We start from the raw sequence: 15,474 nt of genomic DNA, 5'->3' as shown, positions 1-15,474 counted from the left end.
ATGCGGCCCGATCCGCCCGAAACGCGTAGGGCGGATCATTGATCCGCCGTCTCAATTCAGCCAACCAGGTATTCGCGAGCCATCCCCCGCGCCCGATGCAGCCTGCTCTTCGCCGCCGCGACCGTCACCCCCAGCTCCGTCGCGATTTCATCCATGCTCATCTCCTCGAAATCGCGCAAAGAGAATAATCTGCAGATAATCCCGCGGGCAGCGACTCCAGCGCACGAATCAGCTCCACCTCAGCCCCGCATTATTGTGAGAAGCCAGCCACTGTTCCGCGCGTTCCTGGTCCCAGGGATCCCAGCCAATGGTGGTGCGCCCCAGGCGGCGGCACTCCCGCTGCACCACCTTGAACAGCCATCCCGAAAACGCCGCCAGCACGCGCACCGAAGAAAGCCGGCGCGACATCACCAGCAGCACTTCCTGCACGGCGTCGTCCACATCGCTGATCAGGCAGGAGCGCTGGGCGTAGCGGCGGATATCCGGCTGGCACAGCTGCATCAGCTGCTCCAGCGCCGCCGGATCGCCGCCGTGGGCGGCTTCCAGCACCGGATGATGGACTTCAGAGAGCGCCATTCGCCTTCCTTGCCTTATCGAGACGGCGTCCGACCATGGCGCAGGCAGGGCAGAAGCCGAACAGGCCGGAAGCCACGATGCCGGCAGCCGATGCCGCAATCGCGATGCCCCAGATACCGCCCAGCGCCAGCAGGCTCCAGGCCACTACGGCCAGGCCAACTACCACGCGCAGCACGCGCTCCCAGGTCGGAACATTTTTCACGTAGAACATTTTGCACCCCTTTTAGTTTGCTGAGGAAGTCCCTCGGCTACTAAGAGGCGGCAGCGCCGCATTTGGATCGCGGATTCGAAAATATTTTTTGTACTCATAACTTCAATGTTAATAGCGGAGCCATTTTGCTTGCCAATCCGTCACATTGATAGGAGAATTTTCCCAGCCCTCGTCCTAAAGGAAACCATGAAGCCTCTCGGGATCAAAAGTGAAGGTCGCCCTCGCAACCAGCATCACGTCCATCGTGCTGATTGCGCTCGTCGCGACGCTCCAGGCCCATCGCATGCGCACGGACTTCACCAAGGTGCTGGAGGACCAGCAAACGGCCCTGATCAACCGCACCGCCGTGGAGCTGGACGACAAGCTGACCATGCTGCTGGATATCATTGCGCTCTCCGCGCGCCGCCAGCCGCTGGCCATTTCCCACGATTCCGCCGCGTTACGCGCCTATTATGAAGACCGCGCCATTCTTTCGCTGTTCGACGATGTGCTGGTGCTCGATCCGCAAGGCCGGGTGATCGCTGATGCGCCCGAAGTGAAAGGCCGCGTTGGCGTCAACGCCGCCGACCGCGAATACTTCAAACGGGTGATGCAAACGAAGAAGCCCCTGATCGCGGAACCCGTGTTCGGCCGCGCCGGCGGCCAGCCCGTCGTGCAGATGGTGGCGCCCGTGCTGGACGAGAAGGGCGAGGTACAGGCAGTGCTGATCGGCGTGCTGCGCTTGTTCAAGGACAATCTGCTGGGCCACCTGCGCAATGCCAAGGTGGGCCGCACCGGCTACTACTTCGCCGTCACGCGCAGCGAGCCTTCGATCTATGTGCTGCATCCCGAACCACAGCGCCTGCTGAAGCCGCGGCCGGGCAACGCCAACCCGGCCACCACGCGCGCGCTGCGCGAAGGCTTTGAAGCCACGGTGATCAGCGTGAACAGCGCTGGCGTGCCGGCGCTTACCAGCTACAAGGCCCTGCGCTCGACGGACTGGGTGCTGGCGGCACTGCTGCCGATGGAAGAAGCCTTCGAGCCCTTCGAAGGCCGATCTGGCGCCTTGCCTTGTGGAGCGTCGCCGCTTCCGTGGCGGCCGCGCTGCTGATAGGCTGGATCACGTTCCGGCTGATGGAGCCACTGGGACGGCTGCGCAAGTCCATCCAGTCCCTGCGCCGGCACCCGGAGCGCTTTACGCCCCATCCCCGTCACTACCAAGGATGAACTGGGCGAGCTGACGGAGGCCTTCAATGAACTGATGGCGGAGGGCGAAAGCCGGTCGGTGGAACTGCAGCGCGCGCGCGACCACGCCGAATCCGCCAACCGCGCCAAGAGCGACTTCGTGGCGAACATGAGCCACGAAATCCGCACGCCGATGAATGCGGTGCTGGGCATGGCTTACCTGCTGGGCAATACCTCGCTGACGGCCCAGCAGCGCAAGTACCTGAACATGATCCGCACCTCCGGCCAGTCCCTGCTGGGCATCCTGAACGATGTGCTGGACTTCTCCAAGATCGAGGCGCGCCGCATGGAACTGGCGCCCATCGATTTCGACCTGGACGAGACCATGGGCACGCTGGCCACGACGATGACGATGAATGCCGGCGAGAAGGAGCTGGAACTGGCCATCGTCGTGCATCCGGAAGTGCCGACACTGCTGCGCGGCGACGCTCTGCGCCTGCAGCAGATCCTGGTGAACCTGGCCGGCAATGCGATCAAGTTCACCGAGCAGGGCGAGGTGGTGGTGGCGGTGCATGTGGTGGTGCGCGAAGAGCAGCGCGTGCAGCTGCACTTCGAAGTGCGCGACACCGGGATCGGCATGACCGAACAGCAGCAGGCGCAGTTGTTCAGCGCCTTCTCGCAAGGCGACGAAAGCATTACGCGCCGCTTCGGCGGTACGGGCCTGGGCCTGGCCATCACTAAGCGCCTGATCGAGATGATGGGCGGGCAGATTGATCTGAAGTCGCAGGAAGGCAAGGGCAGCCGCTTCTGCTTCGACCTCTGGTTCGACGTGGTCGGCAGCAAGATCGACGGGCAGCGCAAGCCTTTGATCGGGCCACTGTCCGTACTGGTGGCGGACGATAACCGCACCAGCCGCGAGATGATAGGCCAGCTGCTGCGCGCCTGGGGCTGGAAGGCGGACGAAGTGGGCTCGGGCGACGAAGCAGTTCGCATGTTCCGCGCGCGCCAGGCGGAAACGAGTCCCTACGATGTCGTGCTGGCGGACTGGCACATGCCCGGCATGGACGGCCTGGCCACAGCCAAGGGCATACGCCAGGCGGCGTCCGGACAGAAGCAGCCCATCGTCGTCATGATCAATGCGTTCGCGCGCGACCAGATCGATGCGATTTCCGGCGCGCCGGAAGCCGATGTGGTGCTGGTGAAGCCTATTACCGGTTCCAGCCTGTTCGACGCGCTGCACCAGGCGCTCAACGCCAGCGGCGCCGAGGAAGCGACCGGCGGGGCTGGCGTGGCGGCGGATCGCCTGAAGGGCGTGCACTTCCTGCTGGTCGAAGACAATTTGCTGAACCAGGCCGTGGCGCGCGGCATCCTCGAACACGCGGGCGCCACGCTGGATGTGGTGGGCGACGGACAGCAGGCGGTCGATGTGCTGCGCGCGGACTCCAGCCGTTACGACATCGTGCTGATGGATATGCAAATGCCGGTGCTGGACGGCTTCAGCGCCACGCGCATGATCCGCGATGAGCTGAAACTGTCCCTGCCCGTGATTGCGATGACGGCGGGCGTGCTGGCGGCGGAGCGTCACCGCTGCGAGCAGGCGGGCATCAGCGACTTTATCGCCAAGCCGGTGGTGGTCGAAGAAATGATGGCGGTGATCGAGCGCAATCTGCCGGGACGCCAGCGTCCGCAATTGCGTGTTGTGCCTCCCACGGTGCCGGCCGCGGCGCCGGCGCCTGTGGATAACGAGCCGGTTTTCAACATGGACAGCCTGATGAAGGTGATGGGCAGGGATGCCAAGGGCCGGGCCGTGATGTTCAGGATGGTGCGCGGCGCGCTGGATGCCGGCCTGCAGCCCGTGGATGATGCGGACCGGGCTTTGCGCGAAGGGCGCACCGCCGATGCGGGCAAGATTTTCCATTCGATGCGCGGGGCGGTGGGCGTGCTGGGAGCGAAACGGCTGGTACGCGCGACGCTGGAAGCCGAAGCGGCCATCAAGGAGGGTTCGCCGGAATCGCTGCCGGCGCACTTCGCGGCCGTGCGGCGCGAGCTGGCGCAGGTGCTCGACCAGGGCCGCGCATGGCTTGAGCGCGAGGAGAAGGTGGAAGCGCCATAGCCAGCGCGCCCACCGGCTAAGCGGCGGCGGCTTCGCGGGCGGCGCGGCGGATGGCCTGGGGCGGCTGTCCGTAGGCGCGGACAAAGGCGCGGCGCATGCGTTCCGGGTCCGCGAATCCGCTCTCGCGGGCGACGATGTCGATCGAATGGTTGCCCGACTCGATCATTGCGCGCGCCGCTTCCACGCGCAGCACTTCGATCGCGCGCGCCGGCGATTGCCCCGTCTCCAGCCGGAACGAGCGGCTGAACTGGCGCCGGCTCAGATGGGCGGCATCCGCCAGCTCGTCCACCGACAGAGCCTTGCGCAGGTTCTCCTTCGCGTAGGTCAAAGCCTGCTGGATGCGGTCGGACTTCGGTTCCAGCTCCAGCAGCGCCGAGAATTGCGACTGCCCGCCGCTGCGGCGGTGATACACCACCATCTTGCGCGCAATCTGGCGCGACAATTCGGCGCCGTGATCCTCTTCCACCAGCGCCAGACACAAGTCGATACAGGCCGTCATGCCCGCCGAACTCCAGATCTTGCCATCCTTGATGAAGATGCGGTCTTCCTCCACCCGCGCCTTCGGGAAAGCGTGCTGCAGCTCACGCGCCTGCCACCAGTGCGTGGTGACGCGGCGCCCGTCCAGCAAGCCGGCCTGGCCGAGCAGGAAGGCGCCCGTGCACAGGCTGGCCGTGCGGCGCGATGCCGCGCTGGCGGCGCGCAGGAAATCGTTGAATCCCGGCGTCGAGCGCACCGGCTCCATCCAGCCGGACACCAGCACCGTATCGAAATCCTGCTGCCCGAAAGCCTCGGATGCCACCGGCACGCCCGAGGAACTGATCACGTTGCCGCCCTGTTCGGACAGCAGCGTGGTCTGGTACAGGGCCTTGCCGGTGATGATGTTGGCCAGCTCGAAAACCGTGGTGGCGACGAGGTCGAGCACCTGGAAGCGCGGATATACCAAAATGCCAATGCGTTTGCTCATGATGACCCAAATTGAGGGAAATACGTCCAATGGGACTCAATTTAGGACTCTAAACTGACAATGTCAACTTAATTTTCAGGAGCAATCCCATGGCAACTACCCAGACCGCGCTGATCACCGGCGCTTCCACCGGCATCGGCGCCGTGTATGCAGACCGCCTGGCCCGTCGCGGCCACAACCTGGTGCTCGTCGCCCGCAGCGGCGAAAAACTGGCGGTGCTGGCCGCCGAGCTGCACAGCAAATACGGCGTGCAGGTCGAGACCATGTCCGCCGACCTGGCCAACGCCGCGCAACTGGCGCGCGTCGCCAGGCGCCTTGCCGATGACGCAAAGATCACGATGCTGGTCAATAATGCAGGCCTGGGCGCGACTGCCAAGCTGGCCGAATCCGACATCGACCAGATGGACGCCATGATCGACATCAACGTCAAGGCCCTGACCCGCCTCACGCACGCCGTGGCGCCGCGCTTCGGCAATGCCGGCAGCGGCACCATCATCAATATCGCCTCCATCGTGGCGGTCGCACCGGAAGTGCTGAATGGCGTGTATGGCGGCTCCAAGGCCTTCGTGCTGGCGCTCACGCAGTCGCTGCACCATGAACTGGGCGCGAAGGGCGTGCGCGTGCAGGCCGTGCTGCCGGGCGCCATCGAGACTCCGTTCTGGGACAAGGCGGGCGTGCCGGTGCAGCACCTGCCAAACCAGATCGTGATGAAGGTGGATGACCTGGTGGACGCTGCGCTGTCCGGCTTCGACCAGGGCGAAGTGGTGACCATCCCCTCGCTGCCGGACGCCGGCGAGTGGGAACGCTTTAACGCTGCGCGCCTGGCGATGGGCCCCAACCTGTCACGCAACGAGCCTGCGGCGCGCTACCGCGCTTAATAAATCGTTTCGCCGCGCTCCAGCATGGCGACGAAGTCGCGGATACGCTTCGCACGCGTTTCCGCGCGCTTGGCGGTGTGGGTGCGGAACAGGATGGCGTAGCGGTTCCTGCTACTGAGGGTGGCGAAGAACTGCTGCGCTTTCGGGCTGGCGTCCAGCGCGGCCTGCAGGTCGTCGGGGACGGTAGCGGCGCTCCAGGACTCGTAGGCCTGCTCCCAGCGGCCGTCCGCCTTCGCGCGGTCGATCTCGCGCTGGCCCGGCTCGCGCATGCGGCCCTGCCCGATCAGGACTTTCACCTTTTCGCGGTTGATCCTGGACCATATGCTGCGGGCAGTACGCGGCGTCCACTTCTGCAGCCAGTAATGCTCGTCGATACTCTTCTTCTGGCCATCGATCCAGCCGAAGCACAGCGCCACCTCCAGCGCTTCGGCGTACTGCACCGAGGCCTCGCCTGCGCCCTTCTTTGCGATGCGCATCCAGATGCCGGCAGACTTGTCGTGCTCCTTCTCCAGCCAGCGCTCCCAGGCTGTTGCGTCCCTGAAAAGTTTTTCGGTGGTAGTTGCCATAAGAACAGCATTCTAACCATATAATCGTCCGATCGCCCATCCTCAGTGAGGCAGACATGACGCTGTTCCGACTTGCGCCCGCAACCTGGAAGTGGCTCAACGCAGCATGCGCTGCGCTGCTGGCCATGCTGATGATGTCGGACCTTGGTCATGCGATCCGGCCCACGCTCGTGGACGGCACACAGGGCAGCCTGGGCATGCAGCTGAACGACGAATTCAGCCGCTATGCCGCGCCACCCGGCTCGCACTTGCTGCGCATCGAGGCTTTCGATAAGCAATCAGCACTGGAGGCCGCCGGCGCGCAAATCGGCGACACGCTGCGCTTCGATCATCACCTGGACCGCTGGCGCCGTTTCGTACCGGGCGAAGCAGTCGGCCTCACGCTTTACCGCAACGGTGTGCCTCGCCATCTGCAAGTCGAGGCCAGGCCAACGCCGGTGCCGTTCGCCGACCAGTTCGAATACTGGGGCAGGGTGATGCTCGGACTGGTCTCCCTGCTGTTCTGCCTGATGATCGGTTTCAAGCAGGGCAGACAGCAGACTTACCGCTTCCTGGCGCGCACCTTCCTTGGTACGGGCGCACTGTTCTTCGTCAATTTCCACTATTCCGCCGCGGCGCCGGCGCTCCAGGCCGGCAAGCTCGCTGCGCTGGGGCTGTTGCCGCTGATGTGGTACTGGTGCGTGTGCTTCATCCTCAGCTGGCAGCCTTACCACACAAGCACCCTGCGCCTGTGGCTGCTGCGCACGCTGCCAGTGTTGCGCGTGCTGTGCTTTGGAACCTCCGCCTACGCAGCGTGGTGGGCGCTGGGCGGCGAATCACCATTGCTTGGCCAGTTGCTGATGCTGTGCGCCGGCAGCGGCATCACGATGACGATGCTGAGTCTGGCCGAGGGCTGGCGGCAGAGCAGCGGCGAGGTGCGGCAGCGGCATATGTGGCTGATGGCTTCCTTCTTCGTTGGCGCGGTGCCGGGCGCCGCGGTCTGGATTCCGGCTGCCGACTGGACCGTGGGTGAAATGCGCGTGGCCGTGATGGCGGCGGTGACGGGCAATCTGCTGATGTACTGCGGCCTCGCCTACGCCGTGCTGCGCCATCGCATCTTCCACTTCGAATTCGCCGTCAACCGCGCCATGGTGTACAGCGTGGTCAGCGTTCTGCTGCTGTGCACCGTCGGGCTGCTGGAGTTCCTGTCGAAATCGCTGCTGAAGGGGAACGACCATGCCCACAAGAGCTTGCTGATCGACGCCGGCATTGCGCTGGGCGTCTACCTGGTCTTCCACCAGCTGCACGGCCGCATCGAGAAATGGGTGGAGAAGATCTTCTTCTTCAAGTGGCACGACAATGAACACAAGCTGCGCCATTACGTGAAGCAGGCGGCGCACTTCACCGAGGTGGAGCCGCTGCTGTCCTCCTTCCGCACGGCGATCGACCGCTTCACTGCGCAGGCGGGCTGCGCAATCTACCTGCGCCAGGCCAGCGGCAACTATGCGCTGGTGGGCGGCACGATGAACGAGGCGCCGGAGGAGATCGATCCCAACCACGAACTGGCGGTGGCGCTGCGGGCGGACATGGCGCCGGCGCAGCTGGAGCAATTCCACCATCGCGTCCCGGGCGAGCTGGTGCTGCCCATGAGCCATCGCGGCACGCTGAACGGCTTCGTGCTTATTGCGCCGAAATCGCGCCAGGAGAGCTACCGGCCGGACGAGATCGAAGTCATGGCGTTCGCCGCCCAGCAGATCGGCCTCGACATCCACGCGCTGCGCGTGGAAGCGCTGGAAGTCGAAGTGCGCACGCTGGAGTTGCAGGCCGAGCAGGCCCGCCGCGAGCTGGAAATCATGGCGGGACGGCGCAAGAGTGCGCGTGCGCCCATGCTGGCGCCGCATGATCTACAATCATCCACATGAGTTGACGCCGTAGCGGACGCTGCGGCTCGCATGAGGAGATTGCATGCCGCACCCGCTTGTTTCCCTGCCGCCGCTGGATGCCTTGCGCGGCTTTGTCGCGGCCGCGCGGCGGCTCAGCATCACGGCTGCGGCCGAGGATCTGTGCCTGACGCAATCGGCCGTCAGCCGCCAGATCCAGTCGCTGGAGGAGCGCCTTGGCGCGCGACTGTTCACGCGCAGCAACCGCAGCATCGCGCTGACGCCGGCGGGCGAGCAGTTGTTCCGTCTGGCGTCGCCGTGGATGGACAGGCTGGGCGAGCTGGCCGAATCTCTGCGCAGCGAGCGGCGCGCGCGGCCGGTGACGGTGTCGGCCAGCGTGGGCGTGGCTTCCCTGTGGATCCTGCCGCGCCTGGGCGCCTTCCTCGGCACGCATCCGCACATCGATGTGCGCGTGGCCGCCACCAACCGCGTGATGGACCTGGCGCAGGAAGATGTGGACCTGGCGATCCGCTACAGCCCCACCGCGTCCGCGCCGGAACATGCGATTCATCTATTCCATGAGGATGTGGTGCCGGTGGCCAGCCCCGCTGTCGCCGCCGGCGCCTTCACCGATGACGAAGGCCTGCTGGCGCAGGTGCTGCTGGACCTGGACGACCGCCGCCGCCCCTGGCTGCACTGGGCGCAGCTGGCTGGACGATTTCGGCCTGGCGCGCAAGCCGCGCGGCACGCTGCAATTCAACCAGTACGACCAGCTGATCCAGGCCGCCGTGGAGGGCCACGGCGTGGCGCTGGGCCGCGTGCCCCTGATCCTGCCGCTGCTGAAAGATGGCCGCCTGGTGGCGCAGCATGGTCGCCGCCGCGCCGTGCCGGATTACAGCTACTGGCTGCTGCAGGCCGATCCCGCGCCGCGCGCAGAGGTGGCCGTGTTCCGCGACTGGCTGGTGCAGCAACTGGCTTCCACTTCAGAAGAGCTGGCGCAGGCGCTGCCCCAGGCGCGCCAGCATGCCGGCCTTTGAGCCCTGCTGCTGCGGCCTGAGTTCGAAGGACACCGCGTCGTCGCGCCGCACGCTCGACAGGTAGTGGCGCTGCGCGCCCAGCATCACGCTCTCTCCCGCTTCCAGCACGCGGTCCTCGCCGTCGCGCTGCCCCACGATCCACAGGATGCCGCGCAGGCAGCGTACGCGCACCGTGCCCTCGGGCGCCAGGGAGGCCGTTTGACGGGCCTGCAATGTCATCAGCATATTCATGGCTTTGCTCCTTCGATGACTTCATTCTGCGCCCAGGCCGCGAGGCGCGCCAACGCTGTTTACGCATCCTATCCATGCGCATTACGCATGGATGTCATGCCAAATCAACGCTGGCGCCTGCGCTGCGCCGGCCGCTATGCTCGGAGTGCATAGATTCCGGGAGAGCATCGATGAAATTCATGAAATCACCACTGGCCGCCGTGCTGTGCGGCGGCGTCATCATGGGACTGGCGCTGGGCATGCGCCATGTGCAGGGCTTGTTCATGCTGCCCATGACTTCCGAGCGTGGCTGGGGGCGCGAGGATTTCGCGCTGGCCATCGCCCTGCAGAACCTTGTGTGGGGACTGATGCAGCCCCTGACCGGCATGCTGGCGGACCGCTTCGGCTCGCGCCGCGTGCTTGCCGGCGGCTGCCTGCTGTATGCGGCCGGGCTGTATCTGATGGCGCATGCGGGCAGCAGCACGCAACTGGCGTTGTCCGGCGGGCTGCTGATCGGCATGGCACTGGCGGGGACTTCATTTGGCACCGTGTACGGTGCGCTGAACCGGCTCGTTCCGGCGGCGCGGCGCAGCTGGGCTTTAGGGCTGGCAGGAGCGGTTGGCGGGGTGGGTCAGTTTGCCATGGTGCCCGCGGCGCAAGGGCTGATCGGCAACGTGGGCTGGATGGCCGCGCTGATCGCGGTGGCGTTCATGCTGGCCCTCTCCGCGCCGCTCGCCATGCCGCTCGACGACAGCGCGGCCGTCTCGGGCGCGGCGGCCGGGCCGGGCGTGCGGCCGGGGCCAGGCGAGGCGGCGTCTATGGGTGCAGCGATCCGCGAAGCGATGGGGCACCGCGGCTTCTGGCTGCTGAACGCCGGCTTCTTCGCCTGCGGCTTCCAGCTGGCCTTCATCGCCGGCCACTTCCCCGCCTACCTGCTGGACAAAGGCTTTTCGGCCAATGTGGGCGTCGCCGCCCTGGCCATCGTAGCGCTGGCGAACGTGGCCGGCACCTACCTGTGCGGCCAGCTCGGCACCCAGTACCGACGCAAGCACCTGCTGGCTTACCTCTACCTGCTGCGCGCCGCCACGATGGCGCTGTTCGTGAGCGCGCCACTGAGCGAGGCCAGCGTCTACGTGTTCGCCTTCGTGATGGGGATAACCTGGCTGGGCACCGTGCCGCTGACGAATGGCATCGTGAGCCAAGTATTCGGCGTGCGCTACATCTCCACGCTGTTCGGCTTTGTCTTCGTAGGACACCAGCTGGGCGGCTTCCTCGGCGTATGGCTGGGCGGCGTGGTGTACGACGCCACCCATTCCTACCAGCTGGTATGGTTCGCCGCCGTGGCGGTCGGCCTGGCGGCGGCCGCGCTGCACTGGCCTATCGATGACCGCGCCGTGGCACGGCTGCAAACCGCGTAGGAGGCGCGATGAACCGCTGTGAACAAGTCGTGCTGTTATGCACAGCCGCCGTTTTAAGCATACTCAGTGGCTGGGCTTTTACCTCGATGCTGGAGCCGGGCAGCGTCCTGGCCTTTGCCCGCCTGTTCGCGCTGTGCTGAGCGGCACACCTCGCGCGCGATTTCCACAAAGGCTTTCGTCGCGGGGGAAGCCTGCGCCAGATTGCGCAAGCCGAGGCCCACGCGGCGCCGGATCGGCGGATCGAAAGGCCGCACCGCCACGCCGGGATAGGTGCGCGCCAGGTCAACCGGCAGCGCCAGTTCGGCGGTGCAGGAGAAGCCCGCGTCGCGTTCCACCATGCCCAGCACCGTCAACACCTGCGTCATGCGGTAGCGCACCTGCGGACACAGCCCCTCGGCGGCAAACGCGGCTTCCACGGGGGCCGCGCAGCTTTGCTCCGGGCTGACGAAGGGCAGCGGCAGCAGGTCATGCACCGACACCGCCTTTTGCGCGGCCAGCGGATGGCCGACCGGCAGCAGGGCCATCATCTGGTCCTCCACCAGCTCCACGGTGTCGAAACGGTCATCCGGCAGGCTGATGAAGCCCACGTCCACGCGCCGGTCCTGGATGGCCTGCAGGGTATCGGCATCCGTGGCCTCGTCGATACGCACTTCGATGTTCGGATAGCGGCGATGGTAGACGTCCAGGATGATGGGCAGCAGGCGCAGCGAAGACGTGGGACCGAAGGAACCGATGCGCAGCAGCCCCTTGTTCAGACCACTGGCGGCCGACACTTCCTGGCGCATGGCTTCGGCCAGTCCCAAGATCTCGCGCGCCTGCACCAGCAGGCGCTGGCCCAGCTCCGTTACCTCGATTACTGCCTGCTGGCGGGTGATCAACTGCGCGCCCAGCTCCTGCTCCAGCGACTTGATGGCGTGCGATACGGCGGACTGGCTGACGCCCAGGCGCAGGGCAGCGGAAGTGAAGCCGCGCAGTTCGGCGACCAGGGCGAAGATTTCCAGCTGGGTGAAGGTCATGAGTATTTCCTCATTTTTCCATGAGTCGGGATTAGCATTAATGTATAAGCTCCGAACCCAGCCCGCAAGATCAAAATGAAAACCATCTATGCCAAGCTTGTAATGACCACCTTTATCTGGGGTGGCACTTTCATCGCAGGACGCATCGCCTCGCACGCCCTGCCGCCGATGACGGCGGCGTCGCTGCGCTTCGCCATTGCGGCGGTCCTGCTGCTGTTGCTGGCGTGGAAGCGCGAAGGCGGCCTGCCGCGGCTGACGGGCCAGCAGATCGGCGCCACGGCGGCGCTGGGCCTGACCGGCATCTTCCTCTACAATTTCTGCTTCTTCACGGCCCTGGGCCATATGCCGGCGGGCCGCTCGGCGCTGTTCGTGGCGCTGAATCCCATCGTCACGGCGCTGGCGGCGGCGGTGATCATGCGCGAACGGCTTACCGGCCTGAAATGGGGCGGCATCGCCATCGCTTTCGTCGGCGCGGCCATCGTGATCACGCGCGGCGAACCGCTGCAGGCGCTGCATGACATCAGCCAGTCCTTCGGCACCGGTGAGTTATTCATGCTGACGGCGGCATCTTCCTGGGCGGCCTACACCATCGTCGGACGCGCCGCGCTGAAAGGCCTGACGCCGCTAGCGGCAACGACCTATGCCGCCCTGTGGGGCCTGCTCTTCCTGCTGCTCGGCGCCTCGCGCGAAATCGGCTCGGTCGACTGGAGCGTGGTGGACTGGAAGGTGGGCGCCTCGGTCGCCTACCTCGGCGCCTTCGGCACGGTGATCGGATTCGTGTGGTGGTATGAGGGCGTGAAGGCCATCGGCCCTTCGCGTGCAGCCGTCTTCAACAACCTGGTGCCAGTCTTCGGCATTACGCTGGCGGCGCTGATGCTCGGCGAGCAGGTGCTGGCCTCGATGGTGACCGGCGGCGTGCTGGTCGCCGCCGGCGTGACGCTGACGAACCGTTAGGCCTTCAGCGCCTGCAGGTGGGCGCCGACACGGGCGGCCATGGCGGTTCCCAGCGCCTGCAGGCCGCTCATCGGGCGCACCATCACTTCGAAGTCGGCGATGCGGCCTTCCTCGTCGAAGCGGATGAAGTCGATGCCCTTCAGTTCCTTGCCGCCGACGTGGGCGCTGAATTCCAGCACCACGTTCAAGCCATCTTCACTGGCGAGTTCACGGTGGTACTTGAAGTCCTCGAAAGTACGCAGGGCGGCATTCAGGATCATCACCACCGCAGCCGCGCTCTCGTAAGGCGTGTGCGCCACCGGCGAGCGGAAGACCGCGTCCGCACGCACGATTTCGGGCAAGCGGGCCAGGTCGCCGCTGGCGACCATCGAATGCCACAGGTCCAGCGATCTGGCGGCGGCGGGGTGCAAGTTCATGAGGCTCTCCTCAAATGGCCGCGGCGAGGCGCGTGCCCTGGTTGATAGCACGTTTCGCATCCAGTTCGGCGGCGACATCCGCACCGCCGATCAGGTGCACCTTGCAGCCTGCATCCAGCAAGCCTTGCTGAAGTTCGCGCAGCGGCTCCTGGCCGGCACAGATGATCACATGATCGACCGGCAGAACCTGCGCCTGCCCGTCCACGGTCACATGCAGGCCGGCGTCGTCGATGCGCTCGTAGTTCACGCCGGCGCTCATGCCCACGCGGCGCGCCTTCAGGCCCGTGCGGTGAATCCAGCCCGTGGTCTTGCCCAGGCCATCGCCCACCTTGCTGGTCTTGCGCTGCAACAGGTAGACCTTGCGCGGTGGCGTTTCCACCTCCGGCTGGCGCAGGCCGCCGCGCTCGGCGTACTGCGTGTCGATGCCCCATTCGGCGTAGAACTTCTCCGGATTCAGCGCGCCGCTTTCGCCCTCGTGCGTCAGGTATTCGCTGACATCGAAACCGATGCCGCCAGCGCCGATCACGGCCACCTGCTTGCCGACCGCCTTGCCGTCGCGCAGCACGTCCAGGTAACTCAGGGCTTTCGGATGGTCGATGCCGGCGATTTCGGGCTTGCGCGGCGTGACGCCGGTTGCCAGCACGATTTCATCAAAGCCGCCTTGCGCCAGCGTGGCGACGTCGGCGCGCGTGTTCAGGCGCAGATCCACGCCTTTCAGCTCGATCTGGCGGCGGAAATAGCGCAAGGTTTCATAAAACTCTTCCTTGCCCGGCACTTTCTTGGCGACGTTGAACTGGCCGCCGATTTCGGCAGCGGAATCGAACAGCACCACCTCGTGTCCGCGCTCGGCGGCGGTGACGGCGAAGCTCAGGCCCGCAGGGCCGGCGCCCACCACGCCGATGCGCTTCTTCGACACGGCCGGCTCGATCACCAGCTCCGTTTCATGGCAGGCGCGCGGGTTCACCAGGCAGGAAGTCAGCTTGCCGCCGAACGTGTGGTCCAGGCAGGCCTGGTTGCAGCCGATGCAGGTATTGATTTCATCGGCGCGGCCTTCGCGCGCCTTTTGCATGAAGAAGGGGTCGGCCAGGAAGGGGCGGGCCATCGATACCATGTCGCATGCGCCTTCACCCAGCAGTCCCTCGGCCACTTCCGGCGTGTTGATGCGGTTGGTGGCGACCAGCGGGATGCCGACCTTGCCCATCAGCTGCCTGGTCACCCAGGCATAGCCCGCGCGCGGCACCTTTGTGGCGATGGTCGGGATACGTGCTTCGTGCCAGCCGATGCCGGTATTGATGATGGTGGCGCCGGCCTTTTCGATGGCCTGCGCCAGCTGCACCACTTCCTCCAATGTGGAGCCGCCTTCCACCAGGTCCAGCATCGACAGGCGGTAGATGATGATGAAGTTGCGGCCGACGCGCTCGCGCACGCGGCGCACGATCTCCACCGGGAAGCGGATGCGGTTCTCATAGCTGCCGCCCCATTCGTCGTCGCGGTGGTTGGTGCGGGCGGCGATGAATTCGTTGATCAGGTAACCCTCGGAGCCCATGATTTCCACGCCGTCGTAACCCGCGAACTGGGCCAGGGCGGAGCAGTTGACGAAGTCCTGGATCGTTTGTTCCACTTCTTCGGAAGACAGTTCATTCGGCTCGAAGCGGTTGATCGGCGCCTGCAGGGCGCTCGGCGCCACCAGCTTGTCGTGGTAGGCATAGCGGCCGAAGTGCAGGATCTGCATGGCGATCCTGCCGCCCGCAGCGTGCACGGCTTCGGTGACGATGCGATGCTTTTTCGCTTCATCTTCCGTGGTCAGCTTGGCCCCAGCCGCCCAAGGACGGCCCGCCTCGTTCGGCGAGATGCCGCCGGTGACCATCAGACCCACTTCGCCCCGGGCACGTTCGGCGTAGAAGGCGGCCATGCGTTCGAAGCCATTCGGCATTTCCTCCAGGCCAACGTGCATCGAGCCCATCAGGACACGGTTTTTCAGGGTGGTGAAGCCCAGGTCGAGCGGGGACAGCAGGTGGGGGTAGGCGGTCATGGCGGGGTCCTTGTTTATGCAACTGGTTGCATAAATATACGACCGTTCGATTTTCTTTGC

15 protein-coding genes and 1 pseudogene are annotated in these 15,474 nt (G+C 65.5%); 7 read left to right on the top strand and 9 right to left on the bottom strand.

What is annotated here, in order from left to right; translation table 11 throughout:
- Positions 1–56: 56 nt before the first annotated feature.
- From ACHMW6_RS34780 to ACHMW6_RS34770, 3 genes are all read right to left on the bottom strand, one after another.
- A complete protein-coding gene (locus ACHMW6_RS34780; protein ID WP_395404111.1) occupies positions 57–155 on the bottom strand; it encodes a sigma factor-like helix-turn-helix DNA-binding protein in 99 nt (32 codons plus the stop codon).
- 73 nt (positions 156–228) lie between these two features.
- The gene (locus tag ACHMW6_RS34775) at positions 229–576 is read right to left on the bottom strand and encodes an RNA polymerase sigma factor (protein ID WP_395404109.1); all 348 of its coding nucleotides are present in this window, start codon (positions 574–576) and stop codon (positions 229–231) included.
- Complete coding sequence (locus ACHMW6_RS34770; protein ID WP_395404107.1) at positions 563–787, bottom strand: DUF2892 domain-containing protein; 225 nt, start codon at positions 785–787, stop codon at positions 563–565. The genes ACHMW6_RS34775 and ACHMW6_RS34770 overlap by 14 nt, the downstream gene beginning before the upstream one ends.
- A gap of 208 nt (positions 788–995) precedes the next feature.
- On the opposite strand from ACHMW6_RS34770, the gene ACHMW6_RS34765 reads away from it, so the two are divergent.
- Entirely contained in the window at positions 996–1,877 is an 882-nt protein-coding gene (locus tag ACHMW6_RS34765; RefSeq protein ID WP_395404105.1) for a cache domain-containing protein, read from the top strand.
- Between the two features lie 150 nt (positions 1,878–2,027).
- Positions 2,028–4,064, top strand: coding sequence for a response regulator (locus ACHMW6_RS34760; RefSeq protein WP_395404103.1), 2,037 nt, complete (start codon positions 2,028–2,030; stop codon positions 4,062–4,064).
- Between the two features lie 16 nt (positions 4,065–4,080).
- Here the strand turns inward: ACHMW6_RS34760 and ACHMW6_RS34755 are convergent, their stop codons facing one another.
- Entirely contained in the window at positions 4,081–5,028 is a 948-nt protein-coding gene (locus ACHMW6_RS34755; protein WP_395404101.1) for a GlxA family transcriptional regulator, read from the bottom strand.
- A gap of 89 nt (positions 5,029–5,117) precedes the next feature.
- Here ACHMW6_RS34755 and ACHMW6_RS34750 point away from each other — a divergent pair, with 89 nt between their 5' ends.
- Positions 5,118–5,906, top strand: a complete 789-nt coding sequence (locus ACHMW6_RS34750) for an SDR family NAD(P)-dependent oxidoreductase (RefSeq protein WP_395404099.1) — start codon at positions 5,118–5,120, stop codon at positions 5,904–5,906.
- Here ACHMW6_RS34750 and ACHMW6_RS34745 read toward each other — a convergent pair.
- Positions 5,903–6,472 (bottom strand): YdeI family protein, encoded by a 570-nt coding sequence (locus ACHMW6_RS34745; RefSeq protein ID WP_395404097.1) that lies wholly within the window; start codon positions 6,470–6,472, stop codon positions 5,903–5,905. The genes ACHMW6_RS34750 and ACHMW6_RS34745 overlap by 4 nt on opposite strands.
- Before the next feature lie 56 nt (positions 6,473–6,528).
- Here ACHMW6_RS34745 and ACHMW6_RS34740 point away from each other — a divergent pair, with 56 nt between their 5' ends.
- Together ACHMW6_RS34740 and ACHMW6_RS34735 are read left to right on the top strand one after the other, a co-directional pair.
- Positions 6,529–8,373: a GAF domain-containing protein gene (locus ACHMW6_RS34740; RefSeq protein WP_395404095.1), complete on the top strand. Its 1,845-nt coding sequence runs from the start codon at positions 6,529–6,531 to the stop codon at positions 8,371–8,373.
- Between the two features lie 43 nt (positions 8,374–8,416).
- Positions 8,417–9,368: pseudogene (locus tag ACHMW6_RS34735) on the top strand (LysR substrate-binding domain-containing protein).
- Here the strand turns inward: ACHMW6_RS34735 and ACHMW6_RS34730 are convergent.
- Positions 9,315–9,599, bottom strand: coding sequence for a DUF2917 domain-containing protein (locus ACHMW6_RS34730; protein ID WP_395404093.1), 285 nt, complete (start codon positions 9,597–9,599; stop codon positions 9,315–9,317). The pseudogene ACHMW6_RS34735 and the gene ACHMW6_RS34730 sit on opposite strands and share 54 nt — an antisense overlap.
- 170 nt (positions 9,600–9,769) lie before the next feature.
- Here ACHMW6_RS34730 and ACHMW6_RS34725 point away from each other — a divergent pair, with 170 nt between their 5' ends.
- A complete protein-coding gene (locus ACHMW6_RS34725; protein WP_395404091.1) occupies positions 9,770–10,996 on the top strand; it encodes an MFS transporter in 1,227 nt (408 codons plus the stop codon).
- A 53-nt stretch (positions 10,997–11,049) separates the two neighbouring features.
- On the opposite strand, the gene ACHMW6_RS34720 is transcribed toward ACHMW6_RS34725, so the two are convergent.
- A complete protein-coding gene (locus tag ACHMW6_RS34720; RefSeq protein WP_395404089.1) occupies positions 11,050–12,012 on the bottom strand; it encodes a LysR family transcriptional regulator in 963 nt (320 codons plus the stop codon).
- Positions 12,013–12,087: 75 nt separating this feature from the next.
- On the opposite strand from ACHMW6_RS34720, the gene ACHMW6_RS34715 reads away from it, so the two are divergent.
- A complete protein-coding gene (locus tag ACHMW6_RS34715) occupies positions 12,088–12,966 on the top strand; it encodes a DMT family transporter (protein WP_395404087.1) in 879 nt (292 codons plus the stop codon).
- Here ACHMW6_RS34715 and ACHMW6_RS34710 read toward each other — a convergent pair.
- Entirely contained in the window at positions 12,963–13,382 is a 420-nt protein-coding gene (locus ACHMW6_RS34710; protein ID WP_395404085.1) for a nuclear transport factor 2 family protein, read from the bottom strand. The two genes, ACHMW6_RS34715 and ACHMW6_RS34710, sit on opposite strands and share 4 nt — an antisense overlap.
- A gap of 10 nt (positions 13,383–13,392) precedes the next feature.
- Entirely contained in the window at positions 13,393–15,414 is a 2,022-nt protein-coding gene (locus ACHMW6_RS34705; protein ID WP_395404083.1) for an FAD-dependent oxidoreductase, read from the bottom strand.
- Positions 15,415–15,474 lie beyond the last annotated feature (60 nt).

Origin of the sequence: Pseudoduganella sp. UC29_106 (assembly GCF_044055365.1) — a bacterium.
Classification (GTDB): Bacteria; Pseudomonadota; Gammaproteobacteria; order Burkholderiales; family Burkholderiaceae_D; genus Rugamonas.
Note: the sequence above shows the minus strand (reverse complement) of the source record. Positions and strands in the feature narration are given on the sequence as shown.

What these genes read in the sequence shown, in the direction of transcription:
- ACHMW6_RS34780 (WP_395404111.1), bottom strand. Translation starts at nt 155, where the DNA reads ATGGATGAAATCGCGACGGAGCTGGGGGTGACGGTCGCGGCGGCGAAG.
- ACHMW6_RS34775 (WP_395404109.1), bottom strand. Translation starts at nt 576, where the DNA reads ATGGCGCTCTCTGAAGTCCATCATCCGGTGCTGGAAGCCGCCCACGGC.
- ACHMW6_RS34770 (WP_395404107.1), bottom strand. Translation starts at nt 787, where the DNA reads ATGTTCTACGTGAAAAATGTTCCGACCTGGGAGCGCGTGCTGCGCGTG.
- ACHMW6_RS34760 (WP_395404103.1), top strand. Translation starts at nt 2,028, where the DNA reads ATGGCGGAGGGCGAAAGCCGGTCGGTGGAACTGCAGCGCGCGCGCGAC.
- ACHMW6_RS34755 (WP_395404101.1), bottom strand. Translation starts at nt 5,028, where the DNA reads ATGAGCAAACGCATTGGCATTTTGGTATATCCGCGCTTCCAGGTGCTC.
- ACHMW6_RS34750 (WP_395404099.1), top strand. Translation starts at nt 5,118, where the DNA reads ATGGCAACTACCCAGACCGCGCTGATCACCGGCGCTTCCACCGGCATC.
- ACHMW6_RS34745 (WP_395404097.1), bottom strand. Translation starts at nt 6,472, where the DNA reads ATGGCAACTACCACCGAAAAACTTTTCAGGGACGCAACAGCCTGGGAG.
- ACHMW6_RS34740 (WP_395404095.1), top strand. Translation starts at nt 6,529, where the DNA reads ATGACGCTGTTCCGACTTGCGCCCGCAACCTGGAAGTGGCTCAACGCA.
- ACHMW6_RS34730 (WP_395404093.1), bottom strand. Translation starts at nt 9,599, where the DNA reads ATGAATATGCTGATGACATTGCAGGCCCGTCAAACGGCCTCCCTGGCG.
- ACHMW6_RS34725 (WP_395404091.1), top strand. Translation starts at nt 9,770, where the DNA reads ATGAAATTCATGAAATCACCACTGGCCGCCGTGCTGTGCGGCGGCGTC.
- ACHMW6_RS34720 (WP_395404089.1), bottom strand. Translation starts at nt 12,012, where the DNA reads ATGACCTTCACCCAGCTGGAAATCTTCGCCCTGGTCGCCGAACTGCGC.
- ACHMW6_RS34715 (WP_395404087.1), top strand. Translation starts at nt 12,088, where the DNA reads ATGAAAACCATCTATGCCAAGCTTGTAATGACCACCTTTATCTGGGGT.
- ACHMW6_RS34710 (WP_395404085.1), bottom strand. Translation starts at nt 13,382, where the DNA reads ATGAACTTGCACCCCGCCGCCGCCAGATCGCTGGACCTGTGGCATTCG.
- ACHMW6_RS34705 (WP_395404083.1), bottom strand. Translation starts at nt 15,414, where the DNA reads ATGACCGCCTACCCCCACCTGCTGTCCCCGCTCGACCTGGGCTTCACC.